Source organism: Bradyrhizobium ottawaense, from assembly GCF_900099825.1.
Classification (GTDB): domain Bacteria; phylum Pseudomonadota; class Alphaproteobacteria; order Rhizobiales; family Xanthobacteraceae; genus Bradyrhizobium; species Bradyrhizobium ottawaense_A.
On record NZ_LT629693.1, the window covers coordinates 1,931,912 to 1,944,583 of the forward strand.

General features: G+C 64.4%; 12 protein-coding genes. 4 read left to right on the plus strand and 8 right to left on the minus strand.

The genetic code is table 11. From position 1 onward, the window contains the following. Positions 1–52: 52 nt before the first annotated feature. The 4 genes from BLR13_RS09000 to BLR13_RS09015 all read right to left on the minus strand — a co-directional run bounded on the left by BLR13_RS09000 (position 53) and on the right by BLR13_RS09015 (position 2,628). The gene (locus BLR13_RS09000) at positions 53–244 is read right to left on the minus strand and encodes a hypothetical protein (protein ID WP_074831736.1); all 192 of its coding nucleotides are present in this window, start codon (positions 242–244) and stop codon (positions 53–55) included. Between the two features lie 109 nt (positions 245–353). Continuing rightward, positions 354–1,262 carry a S49 family peptidase gene (locus BLR13_RS09005; protein WP_074825348.1) on the minus strand — a complete coding sequence of 303 codons (909 nt, stop codon included), beginning with the start codon at positions 1,260–1,262 and terminating at the stop codon, positions 354–356. 277 nt (positions 1,263–1,539) lie between these two features. Further along, positions 1,540–2,298, minus strand: coding sequence for a tRNA1(Val) (adenine(37)-N6)-methyltransferase (locus tag BLR13_RS09010; RefSeq protein ID WP_433994275.1), 759 nt, complete (start codon positions 2,296–2,298; stop codon positions 1,540–1,542). Positions 2,299–2,400: 102 nt separating this feature from the next. Then, entirely contained in the window at positions 2,401–2,628 is a 228-nt protein-coding gene (locus tag BLR13_RS09015; protein WP_074825346.1) for a DUF2007 domain-containing protein, read from the minus strand. Between the two features lie 133 nt (positions 2,629–2,761). Between BLR13_RS09015 and BLR13_RS09020 the strand changes: the two genes are divergently transcribed. Further along, positions 2,762–3,769: a polyprenyl synthetase family protein gene (locus BLR13_RS09020; protein WP_074831733.1), complete on the plus strand. Its 1,008-nt coding sequence runs from the start codon at positions 2,762–2,764 to the stop codon at positions 3,767–3,769. Positions 3,770–3,892: 123 nt separating this feature from the next. After that, a complete protein-coding gene (locus tag BLR13_RS09025) occupies positions 3,893–4,522 on the plus strand; it encodes a LysE family translocator (protein ID WP_074825344.1) in 630 nt (209 codons plus the stop codon). A gap of 1 nt (position 4,523) precedes the next feature. Here the strand turns inward: BLR13_RS09025 and BLR13_RS09030 are convergent, their stop codons facing one another. The 3 genes from BLR13_RS09030 to BLR13_RS09040 form a co-directional block, all read right to left on the minus strand. Then, positions 4,524–5,411, minus strand: a complete 888-nt coding sequence (locus tag BLR13_RS09030) for a 4-(cytidine 5'-diphospho)-2-C-methyl-D-erythritol kinase (RefSeq protein WP_074825342.1) — start codon at positions 5,409–5,411, stop codon at positions 4,524–4,526. Positions 5,412–5,432: 21 nt separating this feature from the next. Continuing rightward, positions 5,433–7,214: a tetratricopeptide repeat protein gene (locus tag BLR13_RS09035; protein WP_074825340.1), complete on the minus strand. Its 1,782-nt coding sequence runs from the start codon at positions 7,212–7,214 to the stop codon at positions 5,433–5,435. A 414-nt stretch (positions 7,215–7,628) separates the two neighbouring features. Further along, positions 7,629–9,290, minus strand: a complete 1,662-nt coding sequence (locus tag BLR13_RS09040; protein WP_074825338.1) for an electron transfer flavoprotein-ubiquinone oxidoreductase — start codon at positions 9,288–9,290, stop codon at positions 7,629–7,631. A gap of 131 nt (positions 9,291–9,421) precedes the next feature. Here BLR13_RS09040 and BLR13_RS09045 point away from each other — a divergent pair, with 131 nt between their 5' ends. Together BLR13_RS09045 and BLR13_RS09050 are read left to right on the plus strand one after the other, a co-directional pair. Then, on the plus strand, positions 9,422–10,264 hold the full coding sequence (locus BLR13_RS09045) for a uracil-DNA glycosylase (protein WP_244525126.1): 843 nt from the start codon (positions 9,422–9,424) through the stop codon (positions 10,262–10,264). A gap of 8 nt (positions 10,265–10,272) precedes the next feature. Further along, the gene (locus tag BLR13_RS09050) at positions 10,273–11,064 is read left to right on the plus strand and encodes a hypothetical protein (protein WP_074825336.1); all 792 of its coding nucleotides are present in this window, start codon (positions 10,273–10,275) and stop codon (positions 11,062–11,064) included. A 25-nt stretch (positions 11,065–11,089) separates the two neighbouring features. Here the strand turns inward: BLR13_RS09050 and BLR13_RS09055 are convergent, their stop codons facing one another. Next, complete coding sequence (locus tag BLR13_RS09055) at positions 11,090–12,598, minus strand: glycosyltransferase family 39 protein (protein WP_074825334.1); 1,509 nt, start codon at positions 12,596–12,598, stop codon at positions 11,090–11,092. Between the last annotated feature and the right edge of the window lie 74 nt (positions 12,599–12,672).

Genomic DNA, 12,672 nt, shown 5'->3' on the forward strand with positions numbered 1-12,672 from the left:
AATTGCACCCCTGAGGTTCGATGCTGCGCATCGCCCCGGAATGACGACGAAGTTAACCCGGCCGATACGCCCCGGTCACAGGGTCACGCCGCAGTGTCGGGATATCACCCGTGCGGGCAGCCTCGGCGACGCGCGCCAGGCGTGCCTCTTCGAGTTCCTGATTGATGCGGACGGCGGTTCTATAGGCCCAGCGGACCACGGCCAGCCCGCCCAGGGCGCCAGCGAATGCGATCAACGGCGGCATCGGTCGATCCTTGTCGTTCACGTGTCAGCCCCCAATGCCGGTATTCTCCTCCAAGCCGGTCCGCGCCGCAATTGCACTTTTGGGATTAAATGGCGCGGCTGGATGGCCTCTAAAACCCGAATTTGGCCCAAATTGCCCGCGTCTCCAGCGCCGAAATCAGCCCGTCGGGCAATCCCTGAATACCATCGAGCGACGCCGTCCCCGCGCCGGCCGATCTGCGCCCCAACAGCCCGGACAGCATGCCGGTCGCGGGCGCGATGACAGGCGTCAGCACCTTGTCGCCGTAGCGGGCGCGCAAGGTCGAGCGGAGATCGCCGATCGCATCGGCGAGGCCCAGCGACACGGATTTTTCACCCGCCCAGTATTCGCCGGTGAACAGCAAATCGTCAGCGCCCTTGAGGCGGGCGCCGCGGCTGCCCTTGACCAGCGCGATGAAGATGGCGTGGATTTCGCGCTGAAGCTGTTTCAGCCGCCCCACGTCTTCAGGGTTTTCCGGCAGGAACGGATCCAGCGTCGCCTTGTGCTCACCCGCCGTATAAAGCCTGCGCTCGACGCCGATCTTCCTGATCAGGTCCACAAATCCAAAGCTGCCGCCGACCACGCCGATCGAACCGAGGATCGAGGACGGATCGCAAAAAATCTCGTCGCCCGCGCAGGCAATCATGTAGCCGCCGGATGCCGCGACATCCTCGACGAACACAAGCACCGGCAATTTCTTTTCCGCAGCAAGCTGCCTGATGCGCAGATAGATCTGGCGCGATTGCACCGGCGAGCCGCCGGGCGAATTGATCACCAGCGCCACCGCCTTGGCATTCTTGGTGGCGAAGGCGCGTTCGAGCGTTTTGGCGACGCCGGCCAGCGACATCCCCGGCCGCAGCGGGGTCACCGCGCCGATCACGCCGGACAATCGCACCACCGGCACCACCACACCCCCGGGCCGGAATTTCGCCGGAACCAGTCGCTTCAGCCGGTCGACCAGGTCCGGCAATCCCACGCGATCACTTATTTGTTCACTCATGCCATTACCTCGAATTAACCATTTTTTATCGCGCCACTGTCATTGAAAGGCAGCGACCCAACTGGGCTGGAACGCCTTTTGCATTGTGGCTGTGATGGCTGCAATGGCGCAGCGGAGAGTGACATGAAAATCTATCTGCTGATAATGCTCATCGGCGCGCTTTTGACCGCGGTTCACTTCACTTCCGCCCCGAAACGGCAGTCGGAAACACTCCCGCAATAGCCCGTTGCATACATAGCTCAACGCTTGGCTCAAGGCTTGAGCAATCGGGCGAACCTCAACGGTTCGCCAGCGGCAGTATTGCCTTCCCGGCCAGAATCTCCTGCACCCTTTTATTGGGCAGGCCTGACTCATCATTGAGCATCAAGGCGGGATGAATCTGGGTCGGCGCCCGTCCGCCCTTGATGGCGCGAACCAGAATTCGATTCGCAGGCACCCTCACGTCACCGTGAACCGGCAGGATTTCCACGCTGCCGAAACCGTGATCGAGCGCCGACAACACCTCGGCCAATCCGTCCGCGCGCCAGATCAGTGTCAGCACGCCCTTCGATTTCAGGATGCGCCGGGCGGCGTGAATCCAGCTCGCCAGCGTGGTCTCCGTCGCCACATGCGCCATCCCGCGCGCGCCGTCCGGCGAACGCCGGTGCCGCGCCGGATCGTTGAACGGCGGATTCATCAACACAATATCGATGCTGTCGGGTGCGAGGGCACATGCCGCGAAGGCTGCGGCGTCAGCTTCGACGTCGAGCACGATCACCTCGGCCGCAATGCCATTCGCCGCCGCATTGCCGCGCGCGAGATCCGAAAGCGTCGGATCGATCTCGACCAGAACGAGATCGATGCCGGCCACACGGCTGGCGACCGCGAGGCCCGCGACACCGACACCCGCGCCGAGATCGGCGACGCGATCGCCCGGACGCGCCGGCGTCGCCGCCGCCAGCAACACGGCATCGTGACCGGCGCGGTGCCCCGACTTCGGTTGCCGCAACCGCAACTGGCCGCCGAGAAACGCGTCCTCCGACACATCGAGAGCCAGAGCCTTATCGGTTCTGATTTCATCAGAACCGGGCTCGGGACTGTTATTTTGACGCGTTTTCTTCACGCGAACCGGTCCCCACTTCGCTCGAAAACGCTCTGCTCAGACATCGGCCCGCAATTCGTGGGCGAGGCCCGCATCGGTCAGGAGCTGGCGCGCCTCGCGATTGTCGTCCTCATGGACCAGAATCCGGCGCGGCAGCATGCCGAGCGACCCCTCGATAACGCTCATGTTCTGGTCCAGCACCAGATGATGGATATTGGCGCCGTCGAGCAGCGCCCCCACCGCGGAAACCAGCACGATATCGTTGGTTCGAACCAATTCCCGCAATTTGCGTTCTCCTGATTGCCCGGTTGCGCGGGCTGTGCCGCGCCTGTCAACCGCATCGTGCCCTTGCCGCCTCAGCCGGCACTTTCTATTGTAGGCCAAGAATAGTGCGTATTGAGCAAAAGTGGAGACCTGCGTGGCGGTTATTGTACCCTTCGAAAGCCCGAACGCCTCGATCGATGCGCTGGTAGGCCTCGTCGCCGCCGACATGGAGCGGGTCAACGCCACGATCCTGTCGCGGACGGGTTCGGAAGTCACCATGATTCCCGAGGTCGCCAATCACCTGATCTCCTCAGGCGGCAAGCGGCTGCGCCCGATGCTGACGCTGGCGATGGCGAGCCTCACCGGCTATTCCGGCGACGGCCATATCAAGCTCGCCGCCGCCGTCGAGTTCATGCACACCGCGACCCTGCTGCATGACGACGTCGTCGACGAAAGCGAGCTGCGGCGCGGCAAGCTGTCGGCGCGGATGCTGTGGGGCAACGAGGCCAGCGTGCTGGTCGGCGACTTCCTGCTCGGCCAGGCCTTTCGCATGATGGTCGAAGTCGGCTCGCTGCGCGCGCTCGACATCCTCTCGTCCGCCGCCGCCACCATCGCCGAAGGCGAGGTGATGCAGCTCGCGGCCGCCAAGAACACCGCCACCACCGAGGACGAATATCTCGCCGTCATCCGCGGCAAGACCGCCGAGCTGTTTGCCGCCGCCTGCGAGGTCGGCCCTGTGATCGCCAACCGGCCGAAGGCCGAGCAGACCGCCTGCCGCTCGGTCGGGATGAATCTCGGCATCGCCTTCCAGCTCGTCGACGACGTGCTGGACTATGGCGGCAAGGCCGCCAAGCTCGGCAAGAACATCGGCGACGATTTCCGCGAAGGCAAGATCACGCTGCCGGTGGTGCTGGCGTTCCGCCGCGGCAATGACAGCGAGCGCGCGTTCTGGATCAAGGCGCTGGAGCGCGGCGAGATCGGCGACGGCGATCTCGATCACGCCATCGGCCTGATGACCAAGCATCGCGCGCTGGAAGACACCATCAGCCGTGCCCAGCATTACGGCGCCATGGCCGTCGACGCGCTGGCGCTGTTCCCGGCCTCGCCGATGAAATCGGCGCTGGAGCAGGTGGTGGCGTTCTGCCTGGCAAGGTCGCACTGAGCGTAGTCGCGCCGTAGGGTGGGCAAAGGCGCACTGGCGCCGTGCCCACCAACTTCGCCTGGTCTACGGAATATTTTGGTGGGCACGCTTTCGCTTTGCCCACCCTACAAGGCATCGAACTGAATGACCGGCACCAACTTCACGCTATTCCTTCTTGCCGCGCTGATTATCGCCGCCATCCCCGGTCCCGGAATCTTCTACGTCGCGGCGCGAACGCTGTCGGGCGGCAGCAAGGCCGGTATCGCATCGACACTCGGAACGGCGCTGGGCGGGCTGGTGCATGTGATCGCGGGCGCGCTTGGCGTCTCGGCGATCATTCTTGCCAGCGCCGAGCTGTTTACGGCGGTCAAATTCGCCGGCGCGCTCTATCTGATCTGGCTCGGCATCGCGACATTTTACGATGCCCGCAACCCCCTGGCGCAGCAGGACGCCCCTGCCGGAGCAACCCGGGCGTTCCGGGACGGCGTGCTGGTGGAAGCCTTAAACCCCAAGACCGCGGCGTTCTTTCTGGCCTTCATTCCGCAGTTTCTGGACCCGGCCGGCGGCGCCCCGGCGCTCCAGTTCGTTGCGCTGGGCCTGATCTCGGTGACGCTCAACACAACGGTTGATCTCATGGTGGTGATGATCGCCGCAAGGGCGCGCGCGGGCCTGTCGCGCCGGCCAGGTCTGCTTCAGCACCTGAGGCAGGGTTCGGGGCTGTTCATCGCCGGGCTCGGGATTTCGCTGGCGTTGGCGCGGCGGCCGGCGAGTTAATTTAGCTCAGCGTCCCCGCATGCACCCACCAGCCCGGGTGATCGGCCCTGATCTTCTCCGCCGCGCGCTGGGCTTCGGCGGTATTCTCGAAGATCGCAAAACAGGTGGCACCGGATCCCGACATCCGCGTCAGCCAGGCGCCGTTGGTGGCGCTCAGCGCCGCGATAACGTCGCCGATGACGGACTGGATGCGCATCGCCGGCGCTTCGAGGTCGTTGGAACTGGCAGCCAGCGCTTCGACCCAGTCTTCGAGTGACGCGCCTTCGTCGGGCCACTCGCGGTCCTGCAGCAGCACGTCGGTGGCACCGACCAGCAATTCGCCATTGCGCAGGCCGAGCGCGCCGAACACGTCCTTGGTGGCGACGGGCACGCAGGGGTTGACCATCACGCAAGGCATCTTCGGCAGATTCAACGGCTGCAGGGTCTCGCCGACGCCGGTCATGACGCAGGCGAGCGACCTGACGCAGACCGGCACGTCGGCGCCGGTCAGTTGCGCGACCTCGATGATGCGGGGATCGTCGGGCTTCAGCCCGTTCAACTGCGCCAGCAACCGCAGCGCCGCCGCGGCGTCGGCCGAACCGCCGCCGATGCCGGCCGCGACCGGCAATACCTTGTCGAGGGTGAAGCTTCCGGCCTTCATGCCGGGCACGCGTTCGCCCAGCAGGCGCGCGGCCTTCAGCACCAGATTGTCCGAGGTCGCACCACAGGCCTGCGCCAGAGGTCCGGACATCTGCAGGGTCAAATCGGCGCCCGGCGTCAGCGTCAGGCGATCGGCGCAATCGGCGAACGCCACCACGCTTTCAAGATCATGATAGCCGTCGCTACGGCGGCCATTCACGCGCAAGGTCAGGTTGACCTTCGCACGCCCCTCTTCACTCAGTGCCTGCACCGCCCCAACGCCCTTTTTTAATCAGCCGCCCTTGCCGTCTTCTTTTTTCTTGTCGGCGGAAGCCGCAGAAGAGGTGTCCTCGGGCAGGCCGTTGGCGATCTTGGCCTCGATCTTCGGCAGTTCTTCCGCCTCAGGCTTGAGGTCGCGGGCATGGGCCCACTGGAACTTGGCTTCCAGGGTGCGGCCGATGCGCCAATAGGCGTCGCCGAGATGGTCGTTGATGGTGGGATCCTCGGGCTTGAGGTCGATCGCGCGCTCGAGATTCTTCACCGCGTCCTCGAAATTGCCGATGCGATAGTAGGCCCAACCAAGTGAATCGACGATGTAGCCGTCATCGGGGCGCTGATCGACGGCACGCTTGATCATCTTCATGCCTTCGTCGAGATTGATGCCCTGGTCGATCCAGGAATAGCCGAGATAGTTCAGGACATGCGGCTGCTCGGGCTGCAGGTCGAGCGCCTTGCGCATGTCGGCCTCGGCCTTGCTCCACTGCTTGGAACGCTCCTCGCAGATGCCACGATAGTAGTAGGTGACCCAGGTGTTCTTGTCGGTCACAGCCGCCGTCACGTCGAGCGCCTGCGAGTAGGTCACGGCACAATCGCTGAACTTCTTGCGGCCGCGCTCGATGTTGCCGAGCGCCATGATGGCCTCGATATCCTTCGAATCCTCTGCCGTGACTTCCTTGAGGATCTTGATCGCCTCGTCGCTGCGGTCGGCGGCGTCGAGATCGGTGGCGAGCTGGATCTGCGCGTTGCGCTTCAGCGGCGAGTTCGCCGGCATGCGCTCATAAACCTTGATCGCCATCTGCGGCTTCTTAACCGACTCATAGAGATCGGCGAGCGACAACAGCGCCAGCGGATGGTTGGGCTGCAGGTAAAGCGCGAGCTGCAGGTAGACCAGAGCGAGGTCCTCGCCGCCGCGGCGGGTCAGCGTGGCGCCGATGCCGTACAGCGCTTCGGCCGCACCGGCCTGTGCGCTGTCGATCAGCGGCGGCATCTTCTTGCCGGCCTTGAGTTCTTTCAAGCCTTCCTGCACCAGCGGATGGCGCGGCAGCTTTTTGTCGAAGACCTCGAAGATGGCGCTTGCCGCCGCCGTGTCCTTGTTGCGCGAGGTCCAGCGCGCATAGGCCTCGGTGATCCGCAGCATGGAATCGTCGAGCTTGTAGGCGCGCTCGAAACGGGCACCGGCGTCCTTTTCCTTGCCCGAGAGTTCGAGGATCATGCCGGCGTGAAGGTCCTTGAAGATCGGATACCATTCCGGCCCGGTCAGCTTGTCGATGGTGGCGACCGCCGTCTTGGCGTCGCCGGCGCCGTAGCTGGCCCAGCCCGACAGCAGCGTCGCCACCAGGTCGGTGATCGGGCCGCGGATCGACTGGTTGATGTTGAGCTGCGCGGACGGATATTTCTTCAGCTTGAGGTCGCGGACGCCGACCACCAGCCGCGCGACGCGGTTGGATTTGTCCAGCGTCAGGATGCGATCGGCGAGCTTGACCGCCTCATCGATGTCGCCATCCGCCAGTGACGAAATGAAGGCGCGATCGAGCAGTTCGTTGTTCTTCGGATCGGAGCGCAGCGCCGAGCGGTAGAACGCCGCCGCGGAAGCGGCGTCGCGTTCGACGCTGGCGTGACGCGCGGCCAGATAGCTGCCGGAGGTGGTCAGCGCCTTGAGATCGGTCTTGCTCGGGAATTGCGCGGCGCTGTCGCCGGTATGCTCGGGCGTCTGCGCGGCGAGCTGGCCGGGTACGGCCAAGACGGCAACGGTAACGGCAGCGATCGTCCAGCGATTGAAACGAGTGGAAAGCATCACGTTCGCCTAGCTCCAGGATTGACGGCAGGACATTACGATCAGTGACATCATGATCAGCGGCATTACGATCGGTCTGGCGATCAGTCTCGAATGCTAACCCAAACGGCGGCATCACGGCCTTCGACCAAGGCCCTCGACAATGCCGCTTTTGGCCTTCATCCGCAAGGATACGGGTTGGCGAATCGATTGGCAGATTAGGCGCTTGTCAGGCTCTTGGGCCGCCGATTCTGCCAGCCTGACCCGGAAACGCTTTTACTGTGGCGGTATCGTGGCCGGTCCGGGCGTTAGCCCGCCCGCCGGAACGCCGAAAGGCGTTCTGATTGATATTTTGACGCGTTTTCTTCACGCGAAACCGGCGCCCACTTCGCTGGAAAACGCTTTACCTCACGCAATCGTGGTCGGCGGGATGCGTTACATCGCCTCGTAGTTGGGCCCGCCGCCGCCCTCCGGGGGAACCCAGGTAATGTTGCCGTTCGGGTCCTTTATGTCGCAGGTTTTGCAGTGGACGCAGTTCTGGGCGTTGATCTGGAAGCGCGGGCCGGCAGCTTCCTCGACCCATTCGTAAACGCCGGCCGGGCAATAGCGATTCGACGGCCCGGCAAAGACGTCGTGTTCGGAGGTCTTCTGCAGGTTGAGGTCCGCGACCTTCAGATGAACCGGCTGGTCCTCTTCGTGGTTGGTATTGGACATGAACACCGACGACAGCTTGTCGAAGGAAATCTTGCCGTCCGGCTTCGGGTAGGCGATCGGCGCATGGGTCCTGGCCGGATCCAGCGTCTTGCGGTCGGGCTTGGCATGCGACTGGGTTCCGAACAGCGAGAAGCCGAACAGCGTGTTGGTCCACATGTCGAAGCCGCCGAGCGCCACGCCGACGATGGTGCCGAACTTCGACCATAGCGGCTTGACGTTGCGAACCCGGTGCAGGTCCTTGCCGATGGCGGAATCCCGCCAGGCATTTTCGTATTCCGAAAGCTCGTCATTGGTGCGGCCGGCGCCGAGCGCGGCGGCGACATGTTCCGCCGCCAGCATCCCGGAGCCCATCGCATTATGCACGCCCTTGATGCGCGGCACATTCACAAAACCCGCGGCGCAGCCGATCAGCGCGCCGCCCGGAAAACTCAGGCGCGGCACCGACTGGTAGCCGCCCTCGGTGATGGCGCGGGCGCCATAGGCCAGCCGCTTGCCGCCTTCGAACACGCTGCGGATCGACGGATGGGTCTTGAAGCGCTGGAACTCATCGAACGGCGAGAGGTACGGATCGTCGTAGTTCAGATGCAGCACGAAGCCGACCGCGACCTTGTTGTCGTCGTAGTGATAGAGGAACGAGCCGCCGCCGGTCGAATTGTTCAGCGGCCAGCCGAACGAATGCTGGATCAAGCCCTTCTGGTGCTTGGCCGGATCGATCTCCCAGACCTCTTTCAGGCCGATGCCGAATTTAGGCGGCTCGCTGTTGGCGTCGAGCGAGAACTTCGCGATCAGTTGCTTGGAGAGGCTGCCCCGCGCGCCTTCGGCGAACAGCGTGTACTTGCCGAGCAGCTCCATGCCGCGGGTGTAGGAATCCTTGTGGCTGCCGTCCTTGGCGATGCCCATGTCGCCGGTGGCGATGCCGCGCACCGCGCCCTTGTCGTCGTACAGCACTTCAACCGCGGCGAAGCCCGGATAGATTTCGACGCCGAGCGCCTCCGCCTTCGGCGCCAGCCAGCGGCAGACATTGCCGAGCGAGCCGATATAGCAGTGATGGTTGTCCATCAGCGGCGGCATCATGAAGTTCGGCAGCCGGATCGCACTGGTCGCCGTCGTCCAGTAGAAGCGGTCGTCCTTGACCTGGGTCTTGAGCGGGCAGTCGGCGTCTTCGCGCCAGTCCGGCACCAGTTTGTCGAGCGAAACCGGATCGATCACCGCGCCCGACAGGATATGCGCGCCGACCTCGGAACCCTTCTCCACCACGACGATGTTGAGGTCCGCGTTGAGCTGCTTGAGCCGGATCGCGGCCGCGAGGCCCGACGGGCCGGCGCCGACGATCACGACGTCAAATTCCATGGATTCGCGCGGGGGAAGTTCTTCGGTGCTCATGATCAGGTCCCGGCCCGGTTGAGAAGGCTTCTAAAGGTGCGTTGTTTCCGATTTTTCGGGGGAGGACAACCATGGAAATCGAATGTCAGGCGTTTCGCGGCGGGCCGATCCGTCCTAGATAGATTGGCATAATGGATTTCATGCCCGAACCAGCACCTACCGTGCAGCAATTGCTGGCCTTTTATCTGGAGGCCGGGGTTGATTGCGCGCTTGGCGACGCGCCGGCCGACCGGCTGGCCGAGCCGGATAGCGTTCCCGTCGCCGTCGCCGCGCCCCGCGAGATCGTGCCGCCAAGACCGGCGCGGGAAATTCCGGCGGCGATGCCGGCCGTGCCCCGGGCCGACGTGGCGCTGGCGCCGGACGAAGCGATTTCCTCCGCCCGGGAGGCGGCGCGAACCGCGCCTTCGCTGGAGGCGCTGCGGCAGCTGCTTGAAAACTTCGACGGCTGCGCGCTGAAACACACCGCCACCCGGCTGGTGTTCGCCGATGGCAACCCGCAGGCCCGCGTCATGTTCGTCGGCGAGGCGCCCGGGCGCGAAGAGGATATCGAGGGACTGCCGTTCGTCGGCCGTTCCGGCAAGCTGCTGGACCGGATGATCGCGGCGATCGGGCTCGACCGCAGCAAGGCCTATATCGCCAACGTGATTCCGTGGCGGCCGCCCGGCAACCGGACGCCGACCCCGCAGGAAACCCAGATCTGCCTGCCGTTCATCCGCAGGCAGATCGAACTGGTCAATCCCGACGTGCTGGTGACGCTCGGCAATCCCTCGACGCAGACGCTGCTGTCGACCCGCGACGGCATCATGAAGACCCGCGGCAAGTGGGTTGATTACGACACCGGCACGCGCACCATCCGCGCCTTGGCAACCTTTCATCCGGCCTATCTGCTGCGCTCGCCGTCCTACAAGCGGATGACCTGGCAGGATCTGCGCGCGATCGCAAAGGCGCTGGAGAACCCGGCCGCGCCGACGTAGCAAAACCGATGGACAGCGAGCGCGGCGGTCACGAAAAAAGCGAACGCTACCGGGATTTCTTCGACTTGCAGCTTCGTTTCGCCGAAGCGGTTGCCGAGAAGACATCGATGCCGATCGCCGAAGCGGTTTTGCTCACCACCAATTTGCACCGTCGCTTTGGCCTAGGCGATGCGCCCGCCGAGGGCGCACCGGGTCCGGCATGGCAGGAATATGCGCGCGGGCTCAAAGGCCTGACGACGCATCGGCAGCGCGCGGACTGGACCCAGATTTTCTATGCGCGATCACCTGAAGAGCCGTCTGCATTTCCCGATCATGTGTTCGGCTGCTTTAAATTTGATGCGAGCGATGCGACCGATATCGTCCGTCTCCACTTCTCCAACCGCGACGCCTCGAACCGTGATTCCTTGGGCCCGCTGAGCAAAGCCCGGGCGGAGGTGCGACGATGCGAACTCAAAAGCATGTTCGCTTTTATCAAGGCGCGCTTTCCGAACGCCGGCTATGTCGAGGGACGTTCATGGCTTTACGGCACCGAAGCCTATCGGCGGCTGTTCCCCGACGATTACGCAGGGTCGCGCGTCATCATCGAGAGCGGCAACCGGTTTCAGGGCATGTCGCGGTGGGGACAGGTTCTCGACCGCGAAGGTCGCGTAAAGCCTGAGCTGAAGGACAAGTTTCTCAAGAACATCGAGCGGCTGAACGCCGACCGGCTGTGGGAGGCTTTTCCGCTTCCATCCTTTCGCGTTCGCGCGCCGATCGATGTGTTCTACGAGAGAGGTTCGTTGCTCCGGGATCGTGCGTAAGCACCAGACCCGGAATGACGTAGCGCTACTGCGCCTTCGGCCGCACGATGGCCCAGCCGACGCGCAGCAGCGGTTGGCGGCCGTTCACCAGCCATTCGAACACGCGCGGCACTTCCGGCACCAGGCCGGGAAAGCGTTGCAAGAGTTCGGGCGGCGGCGTGCCCAAAGTATCGGACGCGCGCCAGACCACGACACCGCCGGTCTCGTTGAATTTCGCAACCGACAGCCACGGCGTTCGTTCCGGGGTGGTATCGAGCAGCAGATGCGGCCGGCCGGCGTCCATCGCAATGAAGCTCGCCAGTTGCGGATCGCCCGTCACGGCGCGAAGCTTCTGGTTGGTTCGCCGTTCAAAGCTGTCGCCGAAGAAATGCGCGATCGCCTTCGCCGGCAACGAGGTCTGCACTTCGTTGGAGCCGGTCCAGGGAAGAAACAACGTCGCCGCGATCGCCACGAAAGCGGGCGCGGCAACCGCCACCGCCCAGACCGAGCGCAACAGACGCTGGCGCCTGAGATAGACGAGGTCACCGGTCGCGACGATCACGGCAAGACCGGACATCAGCAAGACAACGCCGGCGCCGCCGCTGACGCGCTCGAGATTGAACAGGCCAGCGACCAGGCTGCCGAGCAGCGCCGGACCGATCGCAAAGCAATAGACGAACTGGCGCGCCAGCGGATCGACCGGCGGCCGGTAGATGATCGGCGCCTCCTCCGCGTTGCGGGCGAACCAGCCGGAGTTGAGCACTACCAGCAGCACGATGCCCGACATTGCCAGCACCAGGCCGCCGAGCAGGCCGCCCCAGTGCAGCGCGCGGGCCGAGAGATCGTCGATCGCAGGCCAGGGCGGCATCGTCAGCACATCGGCGCGGACGATCCAGATCAGCCAGGGCAGCGCCAGCACGACAATCACCAGCAGCGCATACAGCGGGTCGAGCGACATCAGGGTGCGCCGCCCGCGCACGGTAGCGACCGCAAAGCCTGCGACCAGCAGCAACAGCCCGATCGCGGCCGAGGTCGTCAGCAGCAACAGGCCGGCCTCGATCGACCAGGCGAACCACGCGCTGCGCCGGTTCTGGCCGATGATCTGCCACGAATGCAGCAGCAGCAGCGCCCATAGCGGCCGCGCCAGCACCAGCGGGCCGAATTCGACGCCGGGCGAGCTGAAGGCCACCACCGTCATCGAGAGCAGCACCGCGAGCACCGCCTGCTGTCCGCCGACGATGGCACGCGCGAGTTGATAGAAGGCCCAGAAGGTGGCGATCGCACAGAGCTGCGCCAGCAGATAGACGCCGAACATGTAATTGCCGACGGCGCGGAAGGCGATATCGGCAAGCCAGAACGCCAGCGGCGGACCGAAATAGGTTCCGACCTGGTATTCCCGGCCGAAGGCCAGCACGGTCGCGAGTTCCCCGGGCGGGCTGCGATAGAGCAGCACCGGCAGTATCAGCCACAATGCGGCCTGCAGCAGCACCACAAGCAACACCACCAGCCGCGGCCGGGCGCGGATCAGTTCGACAACCAGGGAGGTGAAGCGCATGAACCGTCCGAAATGCCCGGGCCGAGCAGCCCTGTTCGATGGCATTTGATAGAGCGCACCGGCCGCCGAGGCAA